This window comes from Sphingobium abikonense NBRC 16140, assembly GCF_001598335.1.
Classification (GTDB): Bacteria; Pseudomonadota; Alphaproteobacteria; order Sphingomonadales; family Sphingomonadaceae; genus Sphingobium; species Sphingobium abikonense.
Map to the genome: position 1 here is coordinate 50,634 of NZ_BCYT01000015.1, position 26,636 is coordinate 77,269.

Below are 26,636 nucleotides of genomic sequence, written 5' to 3' on the forward strand. Positions count from 1 at the left end.
ACGCTGATATGTCGAGAGTGGCGATCGTAACCGGCGGAACGCGGGGCATCGGGGAGGCGATCAGTCTCGCGCTCAAGGAAATGGGTTATGCCGTCGCCGCCAACTATGCCGGCAACGACGAAAAGGCCAGGGCGTTCACGGACAAGACCGGCATTGCCGCTTTCAAATGGGACGTGGGCGATCACCAGGCCTGCCTCGACGGGTGCGCGCAGGTTGCCGAAGCGCTGGGGCCTGTCGATATCGTCGTCAACAATGCCGGCATCACCCGCGACGGCGTTCTGGCGAAAATGAGCTTCGACGACTGGAACGAAGTCATGCGCATCAACCTGGGTGGCTGCTTCAACATGGCGAAAGCCTGTTTCGGCGGCATGCGTGAGCGCGGTTGGGGCCGCATCGTCAATATCGGATCGATCAACGGCCAAGCGGGCCAATATGGCCAAGTCAATTATGCCGCCGCCAAGTCGGGCATCCATGGTTTCACCAAGGCGCTGGCGCAGGAAGGCGCGAAATATGGCGTGACCGTCAACGCGATTGCGCCCGGCTATATTGACACCGACATGGTCGCCGCCGTGCCTGCCCCGGTGCTGGAAAAGATCGTCGCCAAGATCCCGGTCGGCCGGCTGGGCCAAGCCCATGAAATTGCGCGCGGCGTCGCCTTTTTCTGCAGCGAGGATGGCGGCTTCGTGACCGGCAGCACGCTGTCGATCAACGGCGGCCAGCATATGTATTGATGGACATGGGCGACCTTGACGAGTCCGGCGGGTCGCCCTTTGCTCCGCCCGTAAAACGGAGTGTGACTATCGCCGGCCACCAGACCGCCATCAGCCTGGAGCCGATATTCTGGGACGCGCTGCGCGTAGCGGCGGCGGACCAATCCATCCCGGTAAACGCCCTCATCGCGCGGATCGACCTTGCGCGCATGATAGCCGACCCAGCGCCCAATCTGGCGAGCGCGATCCGGTGCTGGCTCTTCGCCGAACATACCCCAAAACGCTTATAAGAATTATTCTCAATAGCGTTGACAGTCAGAGCGATTCGCAATAGCAGCTCCGCAACGCATGATGTTGGGGGGTATCGATGTTTTCAGACGCCAAGGGCATGTCGTATCTGGCGATGGGCTGTGTGGGGATTTTGTCGGCGGGGCCGTCGCTGGCCGCCGAAGCCGCGCCGGCGGCCATATCGCAGGATTCCATCGTCGTTACTGGCGCTACCTATGCCGACGAACTGGTCAATCCCAAGAATATCGCGCCGATCATCGACACGCCGCAGACGATCACAATCATATCCGATCAGACCATCAAGAAGCAGAACCTGCTGACGCTGCGCGACGTTCTGTCCACGGTTCCGGGCATCACATTCGGCGCTGGCGAGGGCGGGGGCGGCTATGGCGACAGCATCAACCTGCGCGGCTATTCCGCCAATAACGACATCACCCAGGATGGCGTGCGCGACAGCGCGCAATATAGCCGTACCGATCCCTTCAACACGCAGCAGGTGGAAGTCTATAATGGCGCAAATTCCGTCTATAACGGGTCCGGCTCGGTCGGGGGCACCATCAACCTTGTGTCCAAGACGCCGCAGCAGAGCGACCTCACCATCGTCGAAGCCGGCATCGGCACGGACGATTATTATCGCGCGACGATCGACAGCAATCAGCGGGTATCGGATTTCATCGGCGTGCGGCTCAATGCCATGATCCATCGCAATGATGTGCCGGGCCGCGATGTCGAGCGGTTTGAGCGGTGGGGCGTCGCGCCATCGGTGACGCTGGGTATGGACGGCCCGACCAGCCTGACGCTTGCCTATCTCCATCAGGAAGATCGTAACAAGCCTGTCTATGGCGTGCCCTATTTCAAAAACGCCATCAATGACGGCCCTCTGGCGGATGTCGACCCCAGCAATTATTTCGGGATCGCCAATCTCGATCGCCAGGATATCGATATCGATCGGTTCACCGCGATCTTTGCGCATCAGTTTAGCAATGCCGTCTCGCTGCGCACATTGGGGCGCTGGCAGCGCGTCCGGCAGGACAGTGTCACCAGCGCGCCGCAGGGCACCTATTGCCTGTCCACCGGGGTTCAGCCGATCACGGACGTTGATCTGGTGACACCGCTGGCCTGCCCGACGGGATTGGCAAATGGCACCTATCGTCCGTCCGGGCCGCGCGGACTAGTCCGCAACCAGCTTAATGATCTTTTCTATACCCAGACCGACCTGCGGATCGTCAGCGGCGACGCTGGTGGGATGCGCAACACGCTGGTCATCGGTGCGTCGGCCACGCAGGAGGATTACCGCATCGAAACCGGCAATCTTCTGCGCGACGCGAGCGGTGGCGTGCTGGCTCAGGCGGATATCGACCTGGCCAACCCCGATACGGACTGGACCGGGCCGACAAACTATATCCCATCGGGCCGCAGCTATGGCGACAGCCGCAACATCGCGGTCTACGCCTTTGACACGATCGAATTCGGCCAGTTCGAGCTGAATGGTGGCCTGCGCTATGAAGATGTGCGCAACATCTTCCGCGCAGACAGCATTGCGACGCCGGCGGCCGGCGGCGCCACAACTACCGGTATGCGGCAGCGTAGCCAGGATACGCTCTTTTCCTATCGCATCGGCGCGGTGTTCAAGCCGACGGCCGACACCAGCCTCTATGCCGCGTTCGCCAACAGCAAGACGCCGTCTTCCGCTACGGTGCGCGCGGGTTGCACCAGCGGGTCCGGGGCGTCGCTGGTCGACTATTGCGATGTCGCGCCCGAAACCGCGCGCAGCTACGAAATCGGGGCCAAGGCGAACCTGATGGGTGGCAAACTGCTGGCGACGGCGGCGCTGTTCCGCAACGAGCGTACCAATTATCGCGTGTCGACCAATGACCCGGCGACCAATGCCACCTTCCAGGTGCTGGACGGCCATTCGCGCGTCGATGGCGTGGCGCTGGGCCTCACGGGCAATATCACCAAAAACTGGCTGGTCTTCGCCAATTACACCTATCTGGACAGCAAGATCATTCAGGGCATCTCCAACGACTGCCTCGCCAATCCCCGGCCGGCTTGCAACAACAGCGCGGCCCTGCCGGACCCTTCAAAGGGCGATGATCTGATTCAGACGCCCAAGCATTCGGGCAGCCTCTACACCAGCTACCGCACGCCCATTGGGCTGGAGGTCGGCTATGGCGTCACCTATCAGGGCAGCTTCGCGCTCAACCAGACCAATCTGCTTAACCGCACCCAGTATCGAGCGGATGATTATTGGGTCCATCGCGCTTTCCTGTCGTGGAATTTCAACAACGGCCTGACGGCGCAGCTGAACGTCCAGAACCTGTTCGACAAACGCTACTATACCGGCATTCGAAACAATGTCAGTTCCAACACGGGCGTGGTGTCGGGCGGCTGGGCGACGCCGGGGGAAGCGCGGGCCGCGCGGTTCAGCCTGTTCTACAGCTTCTGACTGATTGGGGGAGGGCGGCGGACTGCTTGTTCGTCGCCCCGCTTTCCCCTAACGATCCTGCCATGCTGATCGCCATCCCCGATCTTCTCGATTTGCCGGGCGTTGCAGCCATCCGCGCGATTATCGATGCGGCGGATTGGGTCGATGGCAACATCACGTCGGGCCATCAATCCGCATTGGCCAAGAACAACCTGCAACTGCCAGAGGACGGCACTGCCGCCAAAAAGGCGGGGCAGATGATCCTTGATGCGCTCGGGCGATCGCCGCTGTTCATCGCGGCCGCGCTGCCGCTGCGCATCTTTCCGCCATTGTTCAACAGCTATGCGGGTGGGCAATCCTTCGGCGTGCATGTCGACAATGCCGTGCGCATTCAGGCCGGCACCGGCTTTCGCGTGCGGTCCGACCTGTCCGTCACGGTGTTTCTGGAGCCGCCCGAAGCCTATGAGGGCGGCGAGCTGACGATCGAAACCCAGTTCGGCGTGCAGCAGGTGAAGCTGCCAGCCGGACATGCTGTCCTCTACCCCTCATCCTCGCTCCACCGCGTCGAGCCCGTGACAAGCGGACGGCGGGTCGCCAGCTTCTTCTGGCTCCAGTCGATGATCCGCGACGACGCCGCGCGGCAGATGCTGTTCGACCTCGATCGCAGTGTGCAGGGCGTCGCCGCCCAGCTGGGGCAGGGCCATGCCGAAGTCATCCGCCTGACCGGGGTCTATCATAATCTCTTGCGCCGCTGGGCCGACGTCTAGGTCGTCCGCGGGGTCAGATGTCTTGCGCTATGCGGCCATAAAGGTCGGGCCGGCGATCGCGGAAGAAACCCATGCCAGCGCGGTGCATGCGCGCGCGGTCGAGGTCGAGTGTCGCGACGAGCGCGCCATGGTCCTTCGCATCGGCTTCGGAGACATAATCGCCCCATTCGTCGCTGATGAAGCTGTGGCCGTAGAAGCTCTGGCCCTCTTCCTCGCCAATGCGATTGGCGGCAATAACAGGCATGCAGTTGGACACGGCATGGCCGATCATCGCCCGCCGCCACATGCGGCTGGTATCAAGCTCCGCATCATAGGGTTCAGAGCCGATGGCGGTGGGGTAGAACAGCATCTCCGCGCCCATGAGCGCCATGCAACGCGCGGTTTCGGGATACCATTGGTCCCAGCATATACCGACGCCGATCGTGCCGTACCGCGTCTTCCACACCTTGAAGCCGCTATTGCCGGGCCGGAAATAATATTTTTCCTCATAGCCTGGCCCATCGGGAATATGGCTCTTGCGATAGACGCCCATGATTTCGCCTTGGTCATCGATCATGGCGAGCGAATTATAATGATGCTGGCCGTCGCGCTCGAAATAGCTGGTCGGAATGTAGACGCCCAGATCCTTGGCTAGCTTGCGCATTTCCTGCACGGCGGGATGCTCGTCCGTCGGCAGCGCGTTGGCGAACAGGGCTTCGTCCTCGACCCGGCAGAAATAGGGGCCTTCGAACAGTTCGGGTGGCAGGATGATCTTGGCGCCGCGCATCGCCGCCTTGCGCACATGGTCGGCGACCAGCGCGATATTGTCAGCCCTGTCGTCGGAAAAGGCGAGCTGAAGTGCGGCGACGGTAACCTTGGTCATTCTAATTCCTGCTTATGTCATACCGCTCGTGCCTCGTATCGAAGCATCCTTCGATACGCCATTTCGACTTCGCTCAATGGCTACTCAGGACGAACGGGGTTGAACATCAGAGACTGGGCATTTGCTGGCTGCAGCAATGGAAGCTGCCGCCACCCGACAATATGGCGTCGCTGCGCAATCCTACAATCTCCCGTCCGGGAAAGAAGGGGCGGAAGGCATCGAGCGCCGCCTCATCGTTTGGCTGGCCATAAACGGGCACGATGACGGCAGCGTTGCCGACATAGAAATTCATGTAGCTGGCCGGGATCGGTTCGCCATCGACCAGCACCAGGCCGGGGGAGGGGATGTCCGCCACCTCCAGCCCATGCGCCTTGGCGCGGTTGCGCGCGTCGGCATAGATGGCGGCATTGGGATCGTCCGGAGTCGTGGCGACGGGAAGCGCCAGTACGCCAGGCCTGACGAAGCGGGCCAGATTGTCGACATGCCCGTCGGTATGATCGTTGAGCAAGCCTTCCCCCAGCCACAGCATGTCCGACAGGCCCAGGCTCCCCGCCAGCAAGGTTTCGATCTTCCCGCGATCAAGGTCGGGATTGCGATTGGGGTTGAGCAGGCATTGTTCGGTCGTGACGAACAGGCCGGTGCCGTCGGTGTCGATCGCTCCGCCTTCGAATACCCAGTTTTGCGTCGATGTGGGAAGGCCGGTGGTCGCCGCCAGCCTTGCGCCGATATCCTCATCACCCGGCATCCGATATTTGCCGCCCCAGCCGTTGAAGCCGAAATCAACCAGCGCCCGCCCACCCGTGCCATTCAGCACGGCGATCGGCGCGGTGTCGCGCAACCATACGTCGCCCAATTTCGCGACAACGATGCGGACAGCTGCATCGACCAAATCGCGGGCGGCCCTTGCGTCCTCGTCATGCGCGACGACCAGGCGCACCTCCTCGCCCTCGCCGCCGGCGTGCAGGGCATTGGCGAAAGCCGCGATCTGTTCGCGAGCGCCATCGAATGCGCCGGGCCATTCGTCAGGGTTGGTCGGAAAGCCGATCCAGGTCCAGTCGTGCGGCGCCCATTCGGCGGGCATGCGGAAGGTCATGTGCAATATCCTTGCCCGGCTTGGCATGCCGGATCATGATGGGTCAGGAAAAGGTGCGCGCTCCATAACGCGCGATCACCGGTCTGGACAGAGGGTTGCGATGAGGAAGGCGGGTATCCCGACCGTGGCGATGGCCTTGCTGCTGTCGCTTTTGCCGTCGGGCAAGGCATGGGCGGACGAATTGCCCGAATGGCTGACGGGCGAATGGGTCCAGCAGCGCGGCGATCGCTGGGCGGAGGAAGTGTGGACGCTGCCGCGTGGCGGCACGATGATTGGCGTTGGCCGCAACGGGCGCGGCGAAAGCCTGCTGGGCTGGGAGGTCATCCGCATCATTCGCGATGGGGCGGGCGAAGTAATACTCCATGCCGCGCCCGACGGTGGACCGACAACGCCATTCAAGCTGGTCGAGCAGGGCGTGCGCGACATCAGCTTCGCCAACCCCGATCATGATTATCCGCAACGTATCCGCTACTGGCGCGAAGGGCGGCTGTTGATGGCGGAAACGTCGCGAATGGATGGATCGCAGACCCAGAGCTGGACCTATTCCCCGGCCGGGAAATAGGTCCTCGCCCCTGGCTTACTGACCGGCGCGATCCTTGTCGCGGATGGCGCGGAACTCATCGCCCTCGACCCAATTGGGCCAGTCGGTGGTTTCGGCAAGCGCGCGACCGACGTCATAGTAAAGTTTGAGGTCTGCCGCGACGCCGCTCCAGTCCCAACTGGGATCATATTCGTCCTTGGGGCCGTGATAGCGGTTCCTGGTATAGTCTTCCGCGGCTGCCATGCCGGCCGCCGTGCCGCCATTCACCAGATCCTCGCCGCCTTCGAAATACAGCATCGGCAGGCCGTGCTTGGCGAAGCTGAAATGGTCCGAGCGGTAGTAGTATCCTTTCTCCGGCGTCGGTTCGACCGTCGCGACCCGGCCCTGCGCGGCCAGAGCGCGGTCCAGATAGGCGTCAAGCTGCGACTTGCCCTTGCCGATCACCACGACATTCTTTGCCCGGCCCGCGACACTGAGCGCGTCCATATTCACGCCGCCGACGGTCTTGGAAAAGGGAAAGACGGGGTTTTCGCCATAATAGGCTGACCCCAGCAGACCCGATTCCTCCGCCGTCACCGCCAGGAAAACCTGGCTCCGGTCGGTCGGGCCCGCCTTCACATTCGCTTCCGCCAGGGCGACGAGCGCGGCTGTGCCGGTGGCGTTGTCGACCGCGCCATTGCAGATGTCGTCGCCATCGGGTGCCGCCTGACACCGCCCCAGATGGTCCCAATGGGCGCTGTAGAGCACATATTCGTCCGGGCGCGTCTTGCCCGGCAACAGGGCCACGACATTTTTCGAGCTATGCTTGCGCAGGTCATTGTCGAAGGAAACGTTCGCCTTGACGCCCGCCAGAGGCACTGGCTTGAAACCCGGCTGCTTGGCGGCGCGCATCTGTGCGTCCAGATCCAGGCCCGCGCTGGCGAAGAGTGCCTGCGCCTTGTCCTTCTGCATCCAGCCGATCGCGGCGGACTGATCGGCGTTGCCATTGGCGCTGTCGGCAACATGCTGCGCGCCGGTCCAGCTGGATTGCACGACGTTCCAGCCATAGGCGGCGGGCACGGTGTCATGCACGATGATCGCAGCCGCCGCGCCCTGCCGCGCGGCTTCCTCATATTTATAAGTCCAGCGGCCATAATAGGTCATCGCCCGCCCGTTGAAGGTGCCATTGAGGCCCGACGTCTCATAGTCGGGGTCATTGACCAGGATGATGACCGTCTTGCCCTTCACATCGACGCCGGCATAGTCGTTCCAGCCCTTTTCGGGGGCATTGATGCCATAGCCGACGAAGACGACCGGGCTGTCCTTCACCGCGATATGCGGCTGCGTCGTGCGATAGGTGCCGATCACCATTTCGGGTCCATAGGCGGCGGTGACGGGCGACGCGCCGCCGGTAAAGCGCAGCGGAGACACATTTTTGGCGGTGATTTCGACCAGCGGGACATCCTGAAACCAGCTGCCGTTATTGCCGGGCTTGAGCCCCAGCCTGGCAAATTCCGACGACAGCAGCGCCAGCGTCTTTTCTTCCCCGGCCGATCCGGGAGCGCGGCCTTCATAGGCGTCCGAGGACAATTTTTGTACCAGCCGCTTCATCGTATCGATGGATGGCGTCAGGCCCGATGCCGCAGGCTGGGCCGACGCACTTTCAGGCGCCGTATCGGACATGGTGGTGCAGGCCGGAAGGGCCAATATGGCGGCGATCGCCAGGATGGAGCTGCGCATGATTTTGTCCCTTTTTCTTATCGACAGGGGCGTGATGCCACCGGGCAGCGGCCAGGGCAAGCAAGCCCGTTGCCATATTCTCCGCCTTGGCTTAGCCACTGCAATTCAGGGGAATATATGGGGGATCACAGGGCATGAGCGGAACCATGAAAGCGGCATGTATCGCGCTCTGGCTGGCGGGGTCGGCGCCGGCCGCGTTGGCACAGGGACAACCCGACGCCCTGGCAAAGGCCTTTGGCGCGCGGGAAGCCATTTCTTCGGCCAGCCTGTCGCCCGATGGCCAGACGATCGCGCTGATCGCGGCGGGGCCGGGGCGCACCAGCCGCGCCTATGTTCTTGAAGCGCGCGAAGGCGCCGACATAAAGGTCGTGGCCTCGACCAGCGGCCGGCCCGAATATCTCCAGCGTTGCGACTGGGTATCGGCCGACCGACTTGCCTGCCAGATATTTGGCGAGCAACGCTATGGCGATGATGTCTATGGCTTTTCCAATGTCTTTGCCGTCAGCGCCAGTGGCGCAGACACAAAGTTGCTGAGCCAGCGGCGCGGTGCGAATGCGCTCAGCTATGATTTCAGGGGCGGCGATGTGATCGACCTGCTGCCGGGCGATGAGGACGCCGTTCTCATGACACGATCCTATGTGCCCGAAGCAAAGATCGGCAGCCTTATCGAAAAGAAGCTGGAAGGATTGGGCGTCGACCAGATCAACACGCGCAGTGGCTCGGCAAAGAGGGTCGAAAATCCCGACAAGCTTGCGGTCGGCTATATTTCCGATGGGCAGGGGCATGTGCGCATCATGGCCCTGCAGGAAAACCGTACATCCGGTTATGCCAAGGGCACGTACAAATTCCTCTATCGGCCAATTGGAAAGTCGGGGTGGAGCGATTTGTCCCTATACGACACGCGCGACGATAGCGGCTTCTACCCGGTTGCCGTCGATCCGACAAAGAACGTCGCTTACGGGTTTGAAAAGATGGATGGTCGCGACGCGTTGGTTACGGTCGCGCTGGACCCAGGTCAGGCCAAGACGGTCATATTCTCACGCCCGGACGTGGATATAAGCGGGCTTATTCGCGTCGGTCGCGACCGACGCGTGGTCGGCGCCAGTTACGTCACCGACCATCGCCAGGCGGTCTATTTCGATGAACAGGCGCAGGGGCTGATTTCTTCGCTGGGCAAGGCGCTGGGCGGCAAGGCAGTCAACATCAGCGACATGAGCAGCGATGGCAATCGTGTCCTGATCTGGGCCGGCAGCGATGTCGATCCCGGCCAATATTATCTGTTCGACCGCGCTGCGCGGAAATTGTCGCCGATCATGCCCGACCGACCCGAGCTTGCGGATCGGGTGCTCGCCACCATGCAGTCGGTCCAGTATAAGGCGGGCGACGGCACAATGATCCCTGCCTATCTCACCCTTCCGCCGGGCAAGGAGTCAGCGAAGGGGCTGCCAGCCATCGTTTTGCCCCATGGCGGCCCTGAGGCACGGGACGAGTGGGGTTTCGACTGGATGGTCCAATATTATGCAGCGCGCGGGTTCGCCGTGCTGCAACCGCAGTTTCGCGGGTCGGCTGGCTTCGGCGAAGCATGGCTGATGCGCAATGGCTATCGTTCCTGGCGGACGGCGATCAGCGACGTGGTCGATGCCGGACGCTGGCTGGTTGCGCAGGGCATCGCCAATCCCGACAAGCTGACGATCGCGGGCTGGTCCTATGGCGGCTATGCGGCGCTTCAGGCGCAGGCGGTCGATCCCGCGCTGTTCAAGGCAGTCGTGGCGATCGCGCCGGTGACGGATTTTGCCGATCGGATGCGGCGCAGCCAATATTTTTCCGATTATCTGCTGCAGCAGCAGCGCATGGGCACAGGACCGGAGGCGGCGGAGGCGTCGCCGTCCAATCATGCTGCCGAATTTCGCGCGCCGGTGCTGATGTTCCACGGCACCGACGACAATAATGTCGACATAAGCCAGGCAAAGATCATGCAAGCCAAGTTGCAGGGGGCCGGCAAGCGCAGCCAGCTGGTCATCTATGATGGGTTGACCCACAGCCTGCTGGACAGCGACGCCCGCGCAGACATGCTACAAAAAAGCGCGGATTTCCTTCTGGCGGCGGGAAAATAGCGCCGGTTGCGCTACCCCAGCATGGCTTCGAGCGCCGGGGTCAGATATTCACGCGGGCCAGCATGGGTCCGAACGATCAGCCGGGCCGCAAGGCCGCTTGCGTGGGCGAGCGCCAAGCCTTTTTCAGGGCCGGCGACAGTGATGGCGGTGGCCCAGGCGTCCGCCATCATGGCGCTTTTATGCAGGAGCGTGACACTGGCGACGCCATTGCGGATCGGCGCCCGCGTGGCCGGGTCGATGCTGTGGGACAGACGGTGGCCCGCTTCCATGCGAAAGCGGCGATAGTCTCCCGATGTCGCGATAGCCAGCCCGCTCAACGCCACGCGCACGGGCGGGAAGGTCATGCCGGGCGGCGTTTCCATGTCCACCCACCATGGCTGGATATCAGGTTTGACACCGACGCCGCGCAATTCGCCGCCGATTTCGATGAGGAAATTGGCCACGCCTGATGCCCGCAAAGCGTCGGCAACCGCATCGACGGCAAAGCCCTTGGCGATGCCCGAAAAGTCCAGCGCCACATCGGAGAGGCGGCGGGCGCGATCGCCGTCGACTTCGATGGAAGTCCATGGGCTTGCGCAGGCAGGAACGGCGTCCGCCATGTGCGGGCCAAAGCCCCAATGGTCGACCAGCCGACCAAGGGCGGGATCGAATGCCCCGTCCGACAAGCGCGCGACATCCAGTCCGGCGCGCAGCACCGTTCGCATTTCGGCTGGCAGGGTCATCCATCCGCCGATCGGATGCCTGTTGAAGCGGCTGATGACCGAGCCCGCCTCCCAGTTGCTCATCTGCGCGACGACCATGTCCAGCACGGCTTGGACGATCTTGTCCACGTCGGCGGGCGGGTCGACAATTGATGCCGACCATGTCGTTCCCATCGTCGGGCCGCCAAAGCGCCTGATCGCGCCATGGCGCTGTCGGCCAAGGAACATCTCCGGCGACAGGCCGGGCGCGATAGCTATGCGAGGGGCAATGGTGCCGGTAACGGTCAGGGCGCCTGCACCTCAAGCGTCGTGACGTAGGAGGCCCGGCGCTGGTTTGCCGGCGCATCGGCTTCGCCCGCGCCTTCGCGCCGGCCGCCCACCGTCGCATTCAGCCAGTACATGCCCGGTTCGGGCCAAGTGACGGCGATCTTGCCGTCCTGATCGGCGGCGAGGTCCATCTGCCCCAGAGTGTCGCGATAGCGAATCCCGCCCGGGATCAGCGTGACCTTGAGGCCCGATGCGGGCTTGCCATCCAGCAGGAACTGGAATGTCGCCGCTTCGCCCGCGACGAGATCATTGGGATGAGTGACGGGCACCATTTCGATGCCGTCGCCGGTCGGCGTGAAGAGATTGGTGGTGGGTGCGCCCAATGTCACAAAGATTTCGTTGCGGCCGCTAGCTTCGCTGGCCTGCACATCGGTCGCGCCCGCGGGGAGGACGCTGGCGAGCTTGTCCCTGGTGGTGCCGCGCGGCAAACGCTCCCGCTTCCCGTTCAGCATGTAGCTGCCCATCAGACCTTTTGTGACTGACGCGATGCGGTAGGTGCCGGGCTTGGTCAGATGAACGTCGAAGGTCGAGCGATAGCGGCCCTTGGCGGCGTTTTCGATCGTTCCGGTCTCGCCATCCGGTTCGGTGACGACGATGCCGTCCGTCGGCATCGGGAAATGCTCGAAATAGAAGAGGTCGTTGGAGATAGCAGCGTCGACCGTAACCCAGCTTTCCGCGCCGGACAGGGACGTGGCTGACGGCAGCATCCATTGGCGATGCGCCTGGGCCAGGCCCGGCGTCAGCAGCAGTGCGGCGGTGGCAGCAGCCAAAAATGTCCTTTTCATCCTCATGTCCCCTTATCTGCCGAATGTCAGTGTCACAGCGCCCAGTTCGCTCGCGCCCTTTGCCCGCACGGTCGCGCCGGGCTTGGGTGGCCAGGCAAAGGGCAGTCGCAGCACCTCGCGTCCGCCCACTTCGCGCGCAGCCTCGATGACGATCGTGTAGTTGCCCGCCGTCAAGGACCCGAGCGGCCCCTTGCCCGGTGTGAAGGTCAGCTTCTGCTCGCCCGGCGCGCGGGTGGCGCCGGTTACGCCATCGGCGGGGAATGTCATGGTCCGACCCGACGTGCGCCACCATTGCCGCACGTCGCGCAGCCACTTGGTCCCTTCGCCATTGCGCATGTCATAATCATACCAGACCGACAGGGTGCGGGGCGTTGCGCCTGCCTTCTCGATCCAGACCGCGACATAGGGCCGGTGATATTCAGCGACACTCAGGCGCGGAATGGTGATGGACAAGGCCACGGTCTGCGCGCTGGCTGGCGCGGTGGCGGCACCAGCTGCGCCGGCCGCGGCCCCTGTCAGCATTAGCGAATGACGAAGCTGCATGGGTGATTACCCCCCCTCTCAATGGATGAAAATGACGGCGATGATGGCCGGGACGGCGAGGCCGGCGGCCACCAGCGGCCAAGTGCTGGGGCGTCGGCGGGCATGAAGGTGCAGCAGCAGCAGGCCAGTGAGCGCGAACAGGAAACAGGCGACAGCGAAGACGTCGATAAAGTATTTCCATGCGGCACCGGCATTGCGGCCCTTGTGCAGATCATTGAGGTAGCTGATCCAGCCGCGGCTGGTGCTTTCGCCCGTCACCTTGCCGCTGTGTCGGTCGATGGCGATCCAGCCGTCTCCTCCGGGGCGGGGCAGGGCAAGGTAAATCTCGTCCGCTGACCATTCCGCCTCCTGCGCGCTGGTCTGGCCCAGTTGATCGTCCAGCCAGCGGCGAACGGCTTTGGGCAGCGGCTTCTTGGCGTCGGGCGCGTCATCGGCGGCAATCTGTGCCAGCAACGGCGCGGGGAGCGTGCCGCTCTGTTCCACCGTCGTGGATGCGCCTTCCACATCGGCGGCATGGTTGAGCGTGATGCCGGTAAAGGCGAACAGCAGGAGGCCAATGAGGCTGATCGCGGAACTGATCCAGTGCCAGCTATGCAGCTGCTTCATCCAGAAAGCCTTGGCACCCCGTCCGGGTGTTTTCGACTTGCCTATGCCAGGCTTGTTTGCGGTAGCGTGCATTGCAATAGGTCGTCCCCAGCTCAACGCCATCGCAGTAACGCGAACGACTCGCAGTTGCAACGGAATCTGCTCGTCGGCGGCGTCAATTTGCGCCACGCTAGTCTTTACGTCGCACGATGCGAGAGGTTGGGCGATTTGCCTGAGGTCGTTTTCTTGACGCAATGATGCACGGGGTCTAGCCGCAACGGGCCGCATGCGGGGAACGCGCCGATGGCTTCAGAGGCGGCGGCACTTGCTTCAAGGCGCACGCTTCCCGATGCTGCAGCGCCCATTTTTAGGAATATTCTGATGCTGATACCGGCCGTTGCCGCAGGAATGATGATGATGGGAGCGGCTGCCCAGCAACCTGATCCGCAGGCGGCAGGGGCTGAATCGACCGTGGATCAGGCTGCGCCGGCGCGCGTCGAGCCGACACCGTCGGTTACGTCCGTTGCGCCATCCAGCGGGCAGCCTGCCGATGAGGATGCGGTGCAGGATATCGTGGTCACGGGTGAGAAAGGCGCGCCGCCGGGCGATCCGATGGAGAAGCTCAACGCGAAAAGCTTTGAAGCAGTCCAGTCGGTGGACAAGGCGGTCGTGGAGCCGGTGGCCAAGGCCTATAACAAGGGTCTGCCCCGCCCGGTTCGAAAGGGCCTGCGCAACTTCTTCTCCAATATCGGCGAGCCGATCGTCTTTGCCGCCTATCTGTTGCAATTGAAGCCGGGCAAGGCGGCCGAGACGGCGGGGCGCTTTGGCGTCAATTCGACGCTGGGGTTCCTGGGTCTGTTCGATATCGCTAAACGCAAACCCTTCCACTTGCCGCATCGCAACAATGGACTGGCCAACACGCTGGGCTATTATGGCGTCGGACCTGGACCCTATATGTATCTGCCGATCGTGGGGCCAACGACGTTGCGGGATATTGTCGGGGATACGGTCGACAAAATGATCCTGCCCCTGTCCATTGGCGAACCGTTCAACAAGCCGACCTATGTCATTCCGGCCACGGTGCTTAACCAGCTGGGCGAACGCGCGGCTTTTGACGAAACCATCCAGAAGTTGCGGCAGGACGATGACCCCTATGCCGCCTATCGGGATCTTTATCTGAAACAGCGGCAGGCGGAGATCGACGCGCTGCACGGTCGCGCACCCGATGAGCCGGTCGTGCCTGTCTATGGGCCGGGGATTCCCACACCCGAAGGTGGCGCCACCAAGGCCGATATGGAAACGCCCGTCACGGATTGACGAGATTGGCCTGGGAGGCAGGCGCGCCTGCCTCCCGGCGCTCGGGCTATCAGCGCCCGAGAAGACCGCGCGCCTGGCCTGCGATCTCCGCCAGCATCGCGACATTGGGGTTGGCCGCCGCCTTGGCGCGCTGCACCAGGCTGCGGAACTGGCGGATGCGTTCGGCCTTGGCCTTGAGCCATTGTTCGACATGGTCGGACACGTCCATCGTCTTGGCCTGCGCGAGAAAATCGAGCCGCACCTGCTGCATGTCGCGGGCGACGCCGGAGATCAGCAGTCGCTCCCATGGGTCCGACGGTTCCATCCGCGCCGCGGTCGACTGAACCCAGTCGATGCCGACGGCTTCACCCAGATGCGTGAAGGCGCGGGTGAGGGCGACTTCGTTCATGTCCATGCGCGACGCGAGGGAGGCGATGCCTACCGCGCCGTCCAGCGTGAACAGACCCGCCGCACGCCGCGCCAGGGCTTCCGGCGCGCCAAGGCCAAGCAACCGGTCGGTAACGCCGGCCGCGCGACGCTGCGCTTCGCTGGTCAGCAGGTCATCCACCTGCTCCGCCAGCTTGTGCACGCCCGGCGCCAGTCGCTCATGCCCCTGTGCCGGCAAGGTTCCGGTGGGCAGGGCGCGCAGGATGTCGGCGATCTGGGCGCGCATCCCGCTGGCGATCGTGGCGAACAGACCCAGCCGCGCGTCTTCGCTCATGTCCGCGCCGTCAATATCGGCCCAGAGGTCACGAATATTGTACAGCCGCTCGGCGATCAGGAAGGCGTTGGCCAGGTCCGCCAGCGAGCAGCCTTCTTCCTCCGCCAGTTCAAACGGGTGAATAAGGCCCAGGCGATTGACGATGCGGTTCGCCACCTTGGTCGCGATAATCTCCTTGCGCAGAGCGTGCGCGGCGATCGCGTCGGCTTCCTTTTCCTGCATGGCCGGGGGGAAAGCGGCCATGAGCTCGTCGATCATGCTGTCGTCATCAGACAAGTCGCCATGTTCGATCGCATCCTGCAACGCGAGCTTGGCGGTGGACAGAAGGACCGCCAGCTCGGGCCGGGTCAGCCCTTGGCCATCCTGGCCGCGCCGCAAGAGCTGGTCATTGGCGGCGAGTCCTTCGACCTGACGATCCAGACGGCCGGATTCCTCGAAGGTTTCGATCAGGCGGACATAGCTGGCGAGGTCATCGCTCCCGCCCGCTTCCGCGATGGAGAGGCCCAGCGCCTGAAGCCGGTTATCCTCCAGCACCAGATCGGAAACCGCATCGGTCATGCTTTCCAGCAAGGCGTTACGCGCGTCGAACGGCAGGCGGCCTTCAGCCATCTCCTTGTTTAGCGCAATCTTGATGTTGACCTCATTATCCGAACAGTCGACGCCGGCGCTATTGTCGATGAAGTCGGTATTGATGCGCCCGCCCTTCAGCGAGAAGGCGATGCGACCCGCCTGCGTGACGCCCAGATTGGCGCCTTCGCCGATCACGCGGACGCGCAAATCCTCGGCATTAATGCGCAGGCGATCATTGGCGGGATCGCCGACGTCGCCATGACTCTGCGTCGCCGCCTTCACATAGGTGCCGATGCCGCCGAACCAGAACAGGTCGGCCGGCGCCTTCAAAATGGCGGAGATCAGAACGGACGGTTCCATCTCCGCGTCGGTGACGCCAAGAATGTCCTGCATTTCAGGGGTAAGGGCTATGCGCTTGAGGCTGCGCGAGAACACTCCGCCGCCCTTCGAGATCAGGGACTTGTCATAATCTTCCCAGCTGGACCGGGGAAGCTGGAACATCCGGTTGCGCTCTTCCCAGCTGCGCGCCGGGTCGGGCGTCGGATCGAAGAAGATGTGGCGATGGTCGAATGCGGCAACCAGCTTGATGGCCTTGCTCAGCAGCATGCCATTGCCGAACACGTCGCCGGACATGTCACCACAGCCTACCACGCTGACCGGCTCGCTCTGCACGTCGATGCCCATTTCGGCAAAATGGCGCTGCACGGAAATCCAGGCGCCCCGCGCGGTGATGCCCATCGCCTTATGATCATAGCCATTGGAGCCGCCGCTGGCGAAGGCATCGCCCAGCCAGAAGTCGCGGTCCTGCGCGATCGCGTTGGCGACGTCGCTGAAGGTTGCGGTGCCCTTGTCGGCGGCGACGACGAAATAGGGATCGTCCCCGTCGCGCACCACGACCTCCGCAGGATGCTTCACCTCTCCCTTGACGATATTGTCGGTGACCGACAGCAAGGCGCGAATGAAGATGCGATAGCTTTCGGTGCCTTCGGCAAGCCACGCATCGCGATCGGCCTGGGGATTGGGCAGTTGCTTGGGATAGAATCCGCCCTTGGCCCCGGTCGGCACGATCACGGCATTCTTGACACGCTGCGCCTTCATCAACCCCAGGATTTCGGTGCGGAAATCGTCGCGCCGGTCCGACCAGCGCAGGCCGCCGCGGGCCACCGGTCCGGCGCGCAGGTGGATGCCTTCGACCCGTGGGCTGTAGACCCAGATTTCACGCCAGGGCAGGGGCGCGGGCAGGCCCGGAATTTTCGCGCTGTCGAGCTTGAACGCCAGCGCTTCCGCAGCGGCCGATCCATAGAAATTGGTGCGAAGCGTGGCGCCGATGACTGCGCGCAGCAAGCGCAGCACGCGGTCTTCGTCAATCGCCGTCACTTGCTCCAAACCGGCGTCGATGGCGGCATTGGCCGCAGCGACGCGATCATCGGACTCCGCCTGCGCCGCAGGATCATGGAGCGCTTCGAACAGGGCGACGAGGTTCATCGTCACATCGCGCGCGCGACGCAGGGTTTCCGCGAAGGTCGCCATGCCATAGGCGACGCCGGTCTGACGCAGATAACGATAGAGCGCCCGGAACAGCACCACCGATCGTGGCGACAGCCCGGCCGTGACGATCAATTCATTGAAACGGTCATTTTCCGCGCGCCCTTCCAGGACCTGGGCGATGGCTTCGGTCACGATTTCGGCGCGGTCGACCACCGGCTGCGCGTCCGCGCCCGACGGCAATTCCAGCACGAAGCGCTGGACATGGCCGAGCGCGCCGCCGTCGATCGGCGTCGTCATCTCCTCGATCACGCGGAAGCCGAAATTCTCGAACGCGGGAACGACTTCGGACAAGGCGGTCGTGTCATGGCTGTAAAGTTTGAGGCGCAGCCGTTCGGTACAGTCTTCCGGATTGCGATAGACGCGAATGGATTTGTCGCCGGGCCCGGAAAGGCCGTGGATCAGCCTGATGTCGACGGCCGCTTCGGCAGGACCGGCGCCATTGCGATAGGCAAGGGGGAAGCCGGCGGCATAGCGCTGCGCCATGGCTGCGGCCCGGCCGGGTTCTTCCGTTTCGGCGAGCGACTCTTCGACAGCGGGCACCCAGCCGCGCACCATCTGCTGCAACTGGCGATCGAGCATCTCCGCGTCCGGCACAGTGCCGCCGTCGCGCAGATCGAGCGTGATGCGCAGCAGCGCCAGGCCGCCTTCTTCCAAGGCGATTGACCAGCTGAGCACCGGACCGTTGGCCGCGTTCGCAAGCATGGTCTGCACCGCAACGCGACGCGCGGTCGACAATTCGTCGCGCGGCAGCCAGACGAAGGCATAGAGGTGGCGAGCCAGCGCGCTGGTCGCGAGCGCCAGTTTCGGGCGCGGGCGATCGGTCAGCGACATGAAGGTCAGCGCCAGCCGCTCCAGCGTGTCGCGATCGAAACCGATGGTGATATCATGGGGCAACGCGGTGAGCGCATGGGCAAGGGTCTTGCCCGCATGACCCATCGGATCGAAGCCGAACTTGTCCATCAGCGTGGACAATGCGGAGCGAAGCAGCGGCACCTTGTCCGGCGTCGCGGCCAGGCCCGAACTGGTCCACATCCCCGCATGAATGGACAGCGCGGTCACATCCTTGCCAGATCGCACCGGGATGATGACCAGGTCGAGCAGCACATGCCGATGCACGCGCGACAAACGACTGGACTTGATGATCAGTGGGGTGCGCTTGCCTTCCTCGAACCAGGAAAAGGCCGCTTCCAGCGATGCCGGCGCGATCAACGGACGATCATTGCGGGTGCATATGCCCAGCGCCGCGCTGCTGTTGCCGTCACGGTCGACGAGTTCATGGCCGGTCTGGGTGAAGTGGCGGGCAAGGAACCAGCGCAGCAGCGCCGCGCCTTCCTCATCGGGAACCGCGTCCGCGTCGGCCGACATGGCCGCCTGCATCTGCGCCCAGTCCGCCACGGCGGCGCGCACATCCGCCAGCGTTTCGGCCAGCGCCTTTTCAAGCGCCCGGCGCGCCTTCGCGTCCGCCCGGTCCGCTTCGATATAGATCATGGATTCGCGCCGGGCGCCGGGCGCATCATCGTCCAATATGGCCGTCAGCGCGCCATTGGCGTTGCGCCCAACCGACAGGATGGGATGCAGCAGGCGGTGGATGGTGATGTCCGCGGCCGCAAGCGCGTTGGCAATCGAATCCACCAGGAAAGGCATGTCGTCATTGACGATCGCCAGCCGCATGAATCGGCCTTTCGCGCCCTCGCCCAGCGTTTCGATGACGATGGCCGGTTCGCCAGGCTGCCTGCCATTGGCGACGCGGCCGAGAAAGGCAGCGGCGCCGGACAGTGCGGATTGGTCCAGCCCTTCGCTTTCGCCCGGTAGAGCGCCCTTGCTCAACGCGCCCTGCAGCGCCTCCAGGATGGTCTGGTCGACGTCCTTATTCTTCGCTTCAGCCAGCGCCGTCATTCGCTCACCTCTCAACAGCGGTCTTCACCCGCTTTGGTCAGAACGGAGGAGGCGCTGGATGGCCGCCATGCGACTCCTCGGCTCGGGAGCGCCTATATGCGACGCGCCGCAAAAACGCTCAAGTATCGAGCGAAATAAAATTTCGATAACGTGAAATAATATGATGCAGCGCAGCATCCAGCAAGGGCCGGCGCCGGGTTCATGGTCGCCTCTATCGCGCGCCAGGGCGGGGATGTCGAGGGGGAGCTTGCAGAGTGCGGCGATATGAGCCGTCAGCGGGACGCAGCGACGATCACCCGTTGGCCCAGATCCGATCCTTCGGGCAGCGCGGCGACGATCGACAGGCTGCCATCTTCCTCGCGGCGGGCGACGACGACAGCCAGCCCATCGGGATCGGTGCTGACGGCCACCGGGTCCAGCGCGGCGGCCGACTTGATGGCGTCGCGGGCAGTCTGGCGGCGGTCAGGTCGCGCTGGCGAGGCTGCACGCCGCTTGGCGCGTTCGTCGCGGACCACAGCCTTCAGCCCGCCCACATAAGCCGTCAGATAATCGGCCAGCATCCCGACGCCCAGCCCGTTGTCCAGCGCATGGTCCAGCGCTGTCGCATATTCGGTGATGCGGGTCTTGTCATAGGTGGCGCCGAAGACGAGCTTGATCACCGCCGTCATCGGGCTGCGCGCCTGCGCCTTTATGCCATAGTCGGCGAGCAGTTCGGCATAATCGTCCGGTCGGGCGCGGGCGACCAGGGCGAAGTCATAGCAAAGGCTGACCGCGCGATAGAGCGCGGCATGGCTGCGGGCTTCGCTGATGCGCACACGGGCTGCGCCGTCGCGGGCAAGGGCAAGCCAGTCGGCCAGGGAGGCATCGTCGGCCGAGCATTCCATGCCGCTAAGATCTAGCGTGTCTTCGTCCGCTTCATCGGGTGTCGCGGCCATGGCGTCGCTGGCGGGACCATCAGCCCAGATCGGCGTCGCGGAACGCGGCGTCGGGGCGCTCCGCAACGCATCGCCCACCTCCCGCTCCAGCCCATGCAGCATGCCGCTGCTAACGGTTTCCTTCCAGTTGATGACGCCGAAAACGAAGTCGATCGTGTCACCATCGGACGAAAAGGGCATCAAGATGCCGCGATAGAGGATTTCCGCGTCGCGCTGGTTGATGAATTCCGCTTCGAAGCCGATCGGCGCGGCGTTGGCGATGATCTGTAGATAATGGTCGGTCAACCGGGAGAGCAAGGACCGGGCCGGCACGTCCTGAATATAGTCGATAGCGCCTTCGATTTCGCATTCCTGGCGGAGCGCCGAACCCAGATAGACGATGGCCGGGTTTTCCAGCCCGGTGCTGAAATCGAGCAGCACGCTATATGGCCCGAAATCCTCCAACTGGTCTGGCGCCAGATCCTCAATCGACGGCAGCGCGCGGTCGCCCAGCAGCGACGCCCAGTAGTTATAGGCGCGCACCTGCATCCGGCGCTCATCCGATCCGACCGCGGGCGGGCTTTCGATCGCGGCATCGTCGCCATCGTCGAAATCATCCTGATCATTGGCGACGTCATGCCCCCGCAGAGTGTCCATCCAGTCGGTTCCTGTCCTACCGCAAAGCCTTGCCCGGACCCGCAGTGTGCCATGGGATGGTAAAGAGGCGGTAAATGCGCGCTTCAAGAAAAGCGGAGAAAAGGATGATTTGCCCGCTTGTCCAATCGCCCAACCGCTGTTATCTGGCCGCCCATCGCCGCTTTAGCTCAGTTGGTAGAGCACATCATTCGTAATGATGGGGTCACGTGTTCGAGTCACGTAAGCGGCACCAGCCTTTCAGTAGGAAATCCTTAAAATCCCTAGCGAAAGTGTCTTTCGGCTTATGGCCGTGAGGTTGCCTAGTTTATGTGCCTTTGGGTTGATCCATGTGGGCATCCAGTGGGTCGGGAGTGGGTCGCATTGTGCGCGAAATGGCGCTAAGCCTCGCTGAGTATCGTGGCAAATATGGAGCGACAGCAAGCAAATTAGCTGTTATGTTCCCTATATGTTCTTATCGCGAAGGTTCGAGCGAATGACGCAGATGTCAAAAATCGAATGGACAGACGTCACTTGGAATCCTGTCGCAGGCTGCACTGTAGCTACTGCAGGATGCACTAACTGTTATGCTATGCGCATGGCAGCTCGCCTCGAAGCTATGGGTGTAGAGAAATATCAAGGCCTGACCCGCAAAAGCGGTGATCGCTACGTATGGACCGGAAAGGTTGTGACTGACGACAACGCTCTATCTGCGCCCCTCAAATGGCGTAGTCCGAGAACAGTCTTTGTAAACAGCATGTCGGATATGTTTCATCCAGCAGTGCCGATTGATTTTATAGCAAAAGTTTGGGCGGTAATGCAGGCAACGCCGCAGCATACATATCAGGTGCTCACCAAGCGACCTGAACATATGCGCGAAGTGTTGTCGATGCCTGAGTTCCCAATCTTAAGCAATGTGTGGATTGGGACGAGTGTAGAGGACTCCGCTGTGCTGGATCGGATAGATAGCCTACGTGCGACGCCCGGTGCTATTCGGTTCATTTCATTTGAGCCGTTAATAGGCAGTGTTGCAGCTGCTGATCTCACAAGCATCGACTGGGCCATTGTCGGTGGTGAAAGCGGTCCTAGAGCGCGCCCTATGCCAGAAGAATGGGTCGAGGAAATAGAGGATTTGTGCCGTGAAGTGGGCACGGCATTCTTTTTCAAGCAATGGGGTGGTCGTAACAAGAAGCTAACTGGCCGGACATTTAAAGGGAGAACATATGATGAAATGCCTAACGTGCGCTGTGTTTCTTAAGCACCCATGAAACTCCTTTTTGAATCAGGCCGATCGCCGGATCGGAAGCACTATTTGACAAACAAAACAGCGAAAATATTTGTCGACCGCTATCGTTTAGCAACGGTAATGGGTCGGATGCATAACGAAATATGCTGTTGAGCCTTGATTTTGCATAGCGTTCGATCTGGCCTCGATCGAATTGCCGGGTGGATGTCGAGATCAAATCTGCAAAAAGGTCATTTGTGGTTTCGGTCTTATATATTTCGTCGCGCCATTGCCGGGTTCCGAATATTTCATCAAGGCGGCGCTGCTTGTTGTCATCGACGCGATCTAGTTTTCCTGCAAGCTGACGGGATACAGCATCTAGCGGAAATAAATACCAGACGTCGACCGATTGAGTGTCGGCGAGAGTCTTCAACGTCGACCAGTCCACATTCATCCCGTATGGATCAAGGAAGCATAATCCTCGGCAAGAGCCTCTGCCGCCCTTTTGATTACTCCACGGTGAGGAAGAAAAAATTTCCGCCAATTTTTTATTAGCGTCACCATGAAGGCATGTGATGCCTCGCTCAGGGTGAGATTCTTTGATTTTTTCTAATGATTGAAATCGACCGCGATGGCCTTCGATAAACGCCAACTTGTGGAAAGCTGGTTCAACTTTCAATGCCTTTAATACCGATCCGGCCATATCCTCGGTTTGAATTTCTACGGGTTTGCCCTCGAAAAGCCCTCCCTCTGCACGCTCAACCCGCCGGGTTCCACTGCCAGCGAAAGCATCAAAATACCATCTTTCAAATGGTTTATGCGCGGTTGGCTGGTCCACCAGAACCTTGTTAAAAAACTCGCAGTAGTCGCTGACTGCTTCTAACTTCACCTCAGTCCATGCGCCACCAAAGCGATGACCTTGATCCAGTGTCGTCGATGTAGTCGTCATACTTCGTATCCCTACTCGATCACCAATAGCGTAAAGAACATTGTGTGAACGTCAACGGTGTTGTTCACCGTTCTGGCTGGATTTCCAATGGCCGGTCCGCGCTAATCGCGTCATCTTATATAAATAGGCCGCATCAAACGCCTATTGCGAAGCTGCTCTAATCCCGCCAGAAAAGCTCTGCCTTCCGTGAAAGCCGGAGGGTGGGGCGTAGGAACCCCTCAAAGCAATGCAAACTCGGTCGCCAGATTTTGGAGGCCGGGTGGCATGCGCGCATGTCCAGTCGGTTCGCCGATAAAGGCGCATGCGCTCTGTGCATTGCCAGGGTTCCTAACATCCGGCTTCGGCCGTCGCTCCGAGAGGTACATAGGGCGACGCGAGGTTGAAGCCGAAGGTCGCTCTCCAGGCGTGAGGGGGCGAGCAGTGAATCACACTCAGCGATAGCGATGCTGCCTGTTCAGCCGTGCCCATCCGGGTTGCGGTTCATCACCTCATGCAAAGGAACGCACATGGTCGATACCCAAGGCCTGCATAATCTCGAAAAGCTGAATCAGCTCATGAAGGACGGCGTCATATCGGAGGCCGAATTTGAGCGGTCGAAGGAAAGCCTGTTGTTCGGCAAGGATCGGACGGCAACCAAACCATCTGTGTTGACGGCCAGCAATCCGGCAGCTGATGATTATTTCGGCTGGATGCTTCTGCCGTTGAGGCGATACGCGCAGTTTACCGGGCGGGCCAGCCGCAAGGAGTTTTGGCTATTCCAGCTCGTGCCGATCGCCCTGTTCTCGATCACCCTTGTCTTCACCATGGTGGATCGCGACGCTTATGACGAGATCGGCGCGGTGGGTAATCTTGCCATCGGCCTGTTTGTACTGGGCATACTGGCCCTGATTGTACCCGCTCTTACGGTTCAGGTCAGGCGCTTCCACGATCAGGACAGGTCGGGATGGTTCGTTTTGCTCAATCTCATCCCCTACATCGGGGCACTGGCTGTTCTCGTCTTCATGCTGCTCGAAGGGACAGCAGGCGATAACCGCTTCGGACCGAACCCCATCGAATGACAATGGTAAGGATCATCGGCGCAATGATGCTGGTTGGCCTGATGGTAGTGGCCCTCAAGGTCGCGGCCTTTGTGGCGATCGTCATCAGCCTGATGCGCTGGCCAAAAGAGACGTTTGCCGTCCTGGCAGCGATATTGGTAATCAACCTCGTCGCCCGCTATCCGCTCGCGGCAGGCATTCCGGCTGGCCTTCTGACCTTGATCGCCGTCATCCGGGTTATGACAAAGCCACCACCCGACGATCCACCCCAATCCTCATGAAACTTTTGCCCTCGGCTTCACAGCCGGGGGTTTTTTGATTCTGGAGACTATACATGCACGATATCCGTACGTGGGCGGAACTGGACATCTTTTTGTCTGGTGCTCGCTCTCCTGACTTAACGCAACTCCTCCGGACTCGCCGTGACCAACTGATGGAATTCGGCGATCTCTCCGATTTGGGCAGCCTTGTTATCATCGAGCGCGATGACACCTTGGCGGACATCGAACGGGCCACGGGATGGCCTGTCCTGATGGACGGACAGCCTACATTTGAGTGGGTCCAACGACATAGGGGCATCTTTGAAATGCCTTTCGTGCTGTCAGATGCAGGCACCGGCCACGTTTTGTTTGTGCCGGATGCAGACGACATAGACCCTGCCTTGCTTAAACTCTGTCGTATCCATGCAGATCAGGCTGAGACGAGCCAGGAATAAGCCCGAAAGCGCATTGAAACGATCCCTCTGCGGCACCATCCGCAGCTCAAACCCAGCAAAACCATCGCAGCGTCCTCCGGGGCGCTTTTTTCATGTCTAACGGAGTCAAAGCGATGTTCTCCATCACTAACTTGCACGCCGAACTACCTGCCGAGATCGATCCCTTTACTCGCAGGCTTTTGACCGACCGCATCCGCGACGCGATAGTCAGTGGGTTGGCGGAAATGACACACATCCTTCTTGTCGAGCGGGACGACGGGGAGGGGGACTTCCTAAGAGAAGCCGCTTTCTCGCCATTTTATAACCCCCTGTCGGAAACCCGGTTTGGCCACCCGGACTTTGAGCCTCCTTGGTGTTGGTCTGGCCGAATGGAGCACTGGGGATGGGAGGCGATCCACACGGTCGGCAATGGCGGCTTCGCTTTTGTCATTCTCATACCTGATGCAGAAGGCATCGACCCGAAATTACTGACCATGCTGCGGGAGTTCGCCCCGTTCAGTTGATCTATGTCCTGCTCATTCTGCGGCGATCATGAAGGTCACGGTCCTAGCGCTGATTGTCATGTTCGGAATCGGACTGCTGTGCTGCACGATCCCGCATCCGGCCAAAGCGGTCGACTTCCTGCTGTTGATGATCACAATGGCGCTTGTTGAAAAGCATCCGCTCGCCTCCGGTGAGGGGCTGATCGCAAGCGCTCATGAACGTGATTAAGAGAGAGGTAATCCGCTTCGGCTGTGAATGAGCATAGATGTCATGGTTTGGGCTGTTTCCTGAAACCGTTTGCCGTCCTCCGTAAGTTCAAAGGTTACATTGTCTCGGAACAGCACCCGGCCGAGCCAGTGTTCGAGCGCATCAATATCGCGTGAAACATTGCTCCGATGGACACGCAAGTGAGATGCCGCTGCAGTCAGGTTTTGCCTCTCAATGACTGTGAGGAACGACACGAGCCAGCGTGCCGTAAATTGGCGAATCACGCGAGCCTGATTTGCTGACTCCATCATTTTCATTACCCTGCTTTCATCGAAGACATTGCATTTTTATGTGCGAAAATCGCACGTACCACGTCAGGGTTATTTTCGAAAGGATGGTGCGAAATACGCACTAAAACTTCAAACCATTGAAAAAAATGGATAAAATCCGTAAAATAGTCATGCGAAACGCGAAGGGCAACCTTCGAGAACGCGCTCCCGCCGCCTGGGGAGCGAGCTATTTGAAATGGTTGGGAAGGCGCGTCCCTGCCATGTGAAGAAAGTAATATGGTTAACGTATTGTATGACCTGAGCCAGTTGTTGGTTCAGGGTAAAGCCTTGCTGCACGATGATGGCAGCATGGTCATCTGGTCCAAAATGGACGCAGCTGTCTCCGTCCTCTTTGCCCTAATCGACGAAGGCGTAAATGATAGGGGGCAATTGCTCCGAATGGCCAGCAGGGTTCCGCAAGTCCATGGGTTGGTTGCAGCAAACATGTTGAACCTTCTCTGTGGAAACAACCCGGAACTTCACCTTTGGCGCTATGACGCAGCCGATGGCTACACCCTCTGGTCGCGAGGCTGAGGATGACAGACCATAAAGATGCCGTCATTGCCGGACTGCCCGATCGCCCGAGATCCACTCGGAATATCCCCCCGACGACTATCGCCAACATCGAGCATATCCTGAATGCCGAAGGT

25 protein-coding genes and 1 tRNA gene are annotated in these 26,636 nt (G+C 61.2%); 15 read left to right on the forward strand and 11 right to left on the reverse strand.

Annotated features, from left to right (window positions below; genetic code table 11):
• The first annotated feature begins 8 nt into the window (after window positions 1-8).
• The 4 genes from phbB to SAB01S_RS14270 all read left to right on the forward strand — a co-directional run bounded on the left by phbB (window position 9) and on the right by SAB01S_RS14270 (window position 4,193).
• Window positions 9-731 (forward strand): acetoacetyl-CoA reductase, encoded by a 723-nt coding sequence (gene phbB, locus SAB01S_RS14255; RefSeq protein WP_062733759.1) that lies wholly within the window; start codon window positions 9-11, stop codon window positions 729-731.
• Complete coding sequence (locus SAB01S_RS14260; protein ID WP_062733761.1) at window positions 731-1,000, forward strand: ribbon-helix-helix domain-containing protein; 270 nt, start codon at window positions 731-733, stop codon at window positions 998-1,000. The genes phbB and SAB01S_RS14260 overlap by 1 nt, the downstream gene beginning before the upstream one ends.
• A gap of 77 nt (window positions 1,001-1,077) precedes the next feature.
• On the forward strand, window positions 1,078-3,447 hold the full coding sequence (locus tag SAB01S_RS14265) for a TonB-dependent receptor (RefSeq protein WP_062733763.1): 2,370 nt from the start codon (window positions 1,078-1,080) through the stop codon (window positions 3,445-3,447).
• Between the two features lie 62 nt (window positions 3,448-3,509).
• Window positions 3,510-4,193 (forward strand): Fe2+-dependent dioxygenase, encoded by a 684-nt coding sequence (locus tag SAB01S_RS14270; RefSeq protein ID WP_062733765.1) that lies wholly within the window; start codon window positions 3,510-3,512, stop codon window positions 4,191-4,193.
• A gap of 13 nt (window positions 4,194-4,206) precedes the next feature.
• Here the strand turns inward: SAB01S_RS14270 and aguB are convergent, their stop codons facing one another.
• Window positions 4,207-5,055 carry an N-carbamoylputrescine amidase gene (gene aguB, locus SAB01S_RS14275; RefSeq protein ID WP_062733767.1) on the reverse strand — a complete coding sequence of 283 codons (849 nt, stop codon included), beginning with the start codon at window positions 5,053-5,055 and terminating at the stop codon, window positions 4,207-4,209.
• Window positions 5,056-5,161: 106 nt separating this feature from the next.
• A complete protein-coding gene (locus tag SAB01S_RS14280; protein WP_062733768.1) occupies window positions 5,162-6,148 on the reverse strand; it encodes an agmatine deiminase family protein in 987 nt (328 codons plus the stop codon).
• 100 nt (window positions 6,149-6,248) lie between these two features.
• Between SAB01S_RS14280 and SAB01S_RS14285 the strand changes: the two genes are divergently transcribed.
• Window positions 6,249-6,710: a DUF6265 family protein gene (locus SAB01S_RS14285; protein WP_062733769.1), complete on the forward strand. Its 462-nt coding sequence runs from the start codon at window positions 6,249-6,251 to the stop codon at window positions 6,708-6,710.
• A 15-nt stretch (window positions 6,711-6,725) separates the two neighbouring features.
• Here the strand turns inward: SAB01S_RS14285 and SAB01S_RS14290 are convergent, their stop codons facing one another.
• Window positions 6,726-8,408, reverse strand: a complete 1,683-nt coding sequence (locus SAB01S_RS14290; protein ID WP_062733770.1) for a M28 family metallopeptidase — start codon at window positions 8,406-8,408, stop codon at window positions 6,726-6,728.
• A gap of 134 nt (window positions 8,409-8,542) precedes the next feature.
• On the opposite strand from SAB01S_RS14290, the gene SAB01S_RS14295 reads away from it, so the two are divergent.
• Window positions 8,543-10,522 carry an alpha/beta fold hydrolase gene (locus SAB01S_RS14295; protein WP_062733771.1) on the forward strand — a complete coding sequence of 660 codons (1,980 nt, stop codon included), beginning with the start codon at window positions 8,543-8,545 and terminating at the stop codon, window positions 10,520-10,522.
• 11 nt (window positions 10,523-10,533) lie between these two features.
• Here the strand turns inward: SAB01S_RS14295 and SAB01S_RS14300 are convergent, their stop codons facing one another.
• The 4 genes from SAB01S_RS14300 to SAB01S_RS14315 all read right to left on the reverse strand — a co-directional run bounded on the left by SAB01S_RS14300 (window position 10,534) and on the right by SAB01S_RS14315 (window position 13,556).
• Complete coding sequence (locus tag SAB01S_RS14300; RefSeq protein ID WP_062733791.1) at window positions 10,534-11,397, reverse strand: FAD:protein FMN transferase; 864 nt, start codon at window positions 11,395-11,397, stop codon at window positions 10,534-10,536.
• A 110-nt stretch (window positions 11,398-11,507) separates the two neighbouring features.
• Window positions 11,508-12,335 carry a DUF4198 domain-containing protein gene (locus tag SAB01S_RS14305; protein WP_062733772.1) on the reverse strand — a complete coding sequence of 276 codons (828 nt, stop codon included), beginning with the start codon at window positions 12,333-12,335 and terminating at the stop codon, window positions 11,508-11,510.
• Window positions 12,336-12,347: 12 nt separating this feature from the next.
• The gene (locus tag SAB01S_RS14310; protein ID WP_062733773.1) at window positions 12,348-12,878 is read right to left on the reverse strand and encodes a DUF2271 domain-containing protein; all 531 of its coding nucleotides are present in this window, start codon (window positions 12,876-12,878) and stop codon (window positions 12,348-12,350) included.
• An 18-nt stretch (window positions 12,879-12,896) separates the two neighbouring features.
• Window positions 12,897-13,556, reverse strand: coding sequence for a PepSY-associated TM helix domain-containing protein (locus SAB01S_RS14315; RefSeq protein WP_062733774.1), 660 nt, complete (start codon window positions 13,554-13,556; stop codon window positions 12,897-12,899).
• Window positions 13,557-13,844: 288 nt separating this feature from the next.
• Here SAB01S_RS14315 and SAB01S_RS14320 point away from each other — a divergent pair, with 288 nt between their 5' ends.
• Window positions 13,845-14,780, forward strand: coding sequence for an MlaA family lipoprotein (locus tag SAB01S_RS14320; protein WP_062733775.1), 936 nt, complete (start codon window positions 13,845-13,847; stop codon window positions 14,778-14,780).
• 49 nt (window positions 14,781-14,829) lie between these two features.
• Here the strand turns inward: SAB01S_RS14320 and SAB01S_RS14325 are convergent, their stop codons facing one another.
• Window positions 14,830-19,494 (reverse strand): NAD-glutamate dehydrogenase, encoded by a 4,665-nt coding sequence (locus SAB01S_RS14325; RefSeq protein ID WP_062733776.1) that lies wholly within the window; start codon window positions 19,492-19,494, stop codon window positions 14,830-14,832.
• Window positions 19,495-19,766: 272 nt separating this feature from the next.
• Complete coding sequence (locus tag SAB01S_RS14330; RefSeq protein ID WP_062733777.1) at window positions 19,767-21,065, reverse strand: PAS domain-containing protein; 1,299 nt, start codon at window positions 21,063-21,065, stop codon at window positions 19,767-19,769.
• Between the two features lie 156 nt (window positions 21,066-21,221).
• On the opposite strand from SAB01S_RS14330, the gene SAB01S_RS14335 reads away from it, so the two are divergent.
• Both SAB01S_RS14335 and SAB01S_RS18175 read left to right on the forward strand, forming a co-directional pair.
• A tRNA-Thr gene (locus SAB01S_RS14335) sits at window positions 21,222-21,297 on the forward strand.
• Between the two features lie 240 nt (window positions 21,298-21,537).
• Window positions 21,538-22,299, forward strand: coding sequence for a DUF5131 family protein (locus SAB01S_RS18175; protein ID WP_083951359.1), 762 nt, complete (start codon window positions 21,538-21,540; stop codon window positions 22,297-22,299).
• Here SAB01S_RS18175 and tcmP read toward each other — a convergent pair.
• A complete protein-coding gene (gene tcmP, locus SAB01S_RS18180; protein WP_083951361.1) occupies window positions 22,277-23,215 on the reverse strand; it encodes a three-Cys-motif partner protein TcmP in 939 nt (312 codons plus the stop codon). The two genes, SAB01S_RS18175 and tcmP, sit on opposite strands and share 23 nt — an antisense overlap.
• A gap of 506 nt (window positions 23,216-23,721) precedes the next feature.
• Between tcmP and SAB01S_RS14340 the strand changes: the two genes are divergently transcribed.
• The 5 genes from SAB01S_RS14340 to SAB01S_RS14360 all read left to right on the forward strand — a co-directional run bounded on the left by SAB01S_RS14340 (window position 23,722) and on the right by SAB01S_RS14360 (window position 25,678).
• On the forward strand, window positions 23,722-24,273 hold the full coding sequence (locus tag SAB01S_RS14340) for a DUF805 domain-containing protein (protein ID WP_245646493.1): 552 nt from the start codon (window positions 23,722-23,724) through the stop codon (window positions 24,271-24,273).
• A 23-nt stretch (window positions 24,274-24,296) separates the two neighbouring features.
• The gene (locus tag SAB01S_RS14345; protein ID WP_218016157.1) at window positions 24,297-24,533 is read left to right on the forward strand and encodes a hypothetical protein; all 237 of its coding nucleotides are present in this window, start codon (window positions 24,297-24,299) and stop codon (window positions 24,531-24,533) included.
• 53 nt (window positions 24,534-24,586) lie between these two features.
• Window positions 24,587-24,967: a hypothetical protein gene (locus SAB01S_RS14350; RefSeq protein ID WP_062733780.1), complete on the forward strand. Its 381-nt coding sequence runs from the start codon at window positions 24,587-24,589 to the stop codon at window positions 24,965-24,967.
• Window positions 24,968-25,080: 113 nt separating this feature from the next.
• Window positions 25,081-25,470, forward strand: coding sequence for a hypothetical protein (locus SAB01S_RS14355; RefSeq protein ID WP_062733782.1), 390 nt, complete (start codon window positions 25,081-25,083; stop codon window positions 25,468-25,470).
• Between the two features lie 28 nt (window positions 25,471-25,498).
• Complete coding sequence (locus SAB01S_RS14360) at window positions 25,499-25,678, forward strand: hypothetical protein (RefSeq protein WP_062733784.1); 180 nt, start codon at window positions 25,499-25,501, stop codon at window positions 25,676-25,678.
• Here SAB01S_RS14360 and SAB01S_RS18185 read toward each other — a convergent pair.
• Complete coding sequence (locus SAB01S_RS18185; protein WP_083951363.1) at window positions 25,675-25,974, reverse strand: LysR family transcriptional regulator; 300 nt, start codon at window positions 25,972-25,974, stop codon at window positions 25,675-25,677. The two genes, SAB01S_RS14360 and SAB01S_RS18185, sit on opposite strands and share 4 nt — an antisense overlap.
• Before the next feature lie 249 nt (window positions 25,975-26,223).
• Here SAB01S_RS18185 and SAB01S_RS14365 point away from each other — a divergent pair, with 249 nt between their 5' ends.
• Window positions 26,224-26,520 carry a hypothetical protein gene (locus SAB01S_RS14365; protein WP_062733785.1) on the forward strand — a complete coding sequence of 99 codons (297 nt, stop codon included), beginning with the start codon at window positions 26,224-26,226 and terminating at the stop codon, window positions 26,518-26,520.
• The last annotated feature ends 116 nt before the right edge of the window (window positions 26,521-26,636 follow it).

Bases quoted from the DNA above. Each gene is read 5' to 3' on its own strand.
- SAB01S_RS14345 (WP_218016157.1), top strand. From the start codon at position 24,297: ATGATGCTGGTTGGCCTGATGGTAGTGGCCCTCAAGGTCGCGGCCTTT.
- SAB01S_RS14290 (WP_062733770.1), bottom strand. From the start codon at position 8,408: ATGCGCAGCTCCATCCTGGCGATCGCCGCCATATTGGCCCTTCCGGCC.
- SAB01S_RS14360 (WP_062733784.1), top strand. From the start codon at position 25,499: ATGAAGGTCACGGTCCTAGCGCTGATTGTCATGTTCGGAATCGGACTG.
- SAB01S_RS18175 (WP_083951359.1), top strand. From the start codon at position 21,538: ATGACGCAGATGTCAAAAATCGAATGGACAGACGTCACTTGGAATCCT.
- SAB01S_RS14365 (WP_062733785.1), top strand. From the start codon at position 26,224: ATGGTTAACGTATTGTATGACCTGAGCCAGTTGTTGGTTCAGGGTAAA.
- SAB01S_RS14270 (WP_062733765.1), top strand. From the start codon at position 3,510: ATGCTGATCGCCATCCCCGATCTTCTCGATTTGCCGGGCGTTGCAGCC.
- SAB01S_RS14350 (WP_062733780.1), top strand. From the start codon at position 24,587: ATGCACGATATCCGTACGTGGGCGGAACTGGACATCTTTTTGTCTGGT.
- SAB01S_RS14315 (WP_062733774.1), bottom strand. From the start codon at position 13,556: ATGCACGCTACCGCAAACAAGCCTGGCATAGGCAAGTCGAAAACACCC.
- SAB01S_RS14330 (WP_062733777.1), bottom strand. From the start codon at position 21,065: ATGGACACTCTGCGGGGGCATGACGTCGCCAATGATCAGGATGATTTC.
- SAB01S_RS14355 (WP_062733782.1), top strand. From the start codon at position 25,081: ATGTTCTCCATCACTAACTTGCACGCCGAACTACCTGCCGAGATCGAT.
- SAB01S_RS14300 (WP_062733791.1), bottom strand. From the start codon at position 11,397: ATGGGAACGACATGGTCGGCATCAATTGTCGACCCGCCCGCCGACGTG.
- SAB01S_RS14305 (WP_062733772.1), bottom strand. From the start codon at position 12,335: ATGAAAAGGACATTTTTGGCTGCTGCCACCGCCGCACTGCTGCTGACG.
- SAB01S_RS14285 (WP_062733769.1), top strand. From the start codon at position 6,249: ATGAGGAAGGCGGGTATCCCGACCGTGGCGATGGCCTTGCTGCTGTCG.
- SAB01S_RS14340 (WP_245646493.1), top strand. From the start codon at position 23,722: ATGGTCGATACCCAAGGCCTGCATAATCTCGAAAAGCTGAATCAGCTC.
- SAB01S_RS14265 (WP_062733763.1), top strand. From the start codon at position 1,078: ATGTTTTCAGACGCCAAGGGCATGTCGTATCTGGCGATGGGCTGTGTG.
- aguB (WP_062733767.1), bottom strand. From the start codon at position 5,055: ATGACCAAGGTTACCGTCGCCGCACTTCAGCTCGCCTTTTCCGACGAC.
- SAB01S_RS14320 (WP_062733775.1), top strand. From the start codon at position 13,845: ATGCTGATACCGGCCGTTGCCGCAGGAATGATGATGATGGGAGCGGCT.
- SAB01S_RS18185 (WP_083951363.1), bottom strand. From the start codon at position 25,974: ATGAAAATGATGGAGTCAGCAAATCAGGCTCGCGTGATTCGCCAATTT.
- SAB01S_RS14295 (WP_062733771.1), top strand. From the start codon at position 8,543: ATGAGCGGAACCATGAAAGCGGCATGTATCGCGCTCTGGCTGGCGGGG.
- SAB01S_RS14260 (WP_062733761.1), top strand. From the start codon at position 731: ATGGACATGGGCGACCTTGACGAGTCCGGCGGGTCGCCCTTTGCTCCG.
- SAB01S_RS14280 (WP_062733768.1), bottom strand. From the start codon at position 6,148: ATGACCTTCCGCATGCCCGCCGAATGGGCGCCGCACGACTGGACCTGG.
- SAB01S_RS14325 (WP_062733776.1), bottom strand. From the start codon at position 19,494: ATGACGGCGCTGGCTGAAGCGAAGAATAAGGACGTCGACCAGACCATC.
- phbB (WP_062733759.1), top strand. From the start codon at position 9: ATGTCGAGAGTGGCGATCGTAACCGGCGGAACGCGGGGCATCGGGGAG.
- tcmP (WP_083951361.1), bottom strand. From the start codon at position 23,215: ATGACGACTACATCGACGACACTGGATCAAGGTCATCGCTTTGGTGGC.
- SAB01S_RS14310 (WP_062733773.1), bottom strand. From the start codon at position 12,878: ATGCAGCTTCGTCATTCGCTAATGCTGACAGGGGCCGCGGCCGGCGCA.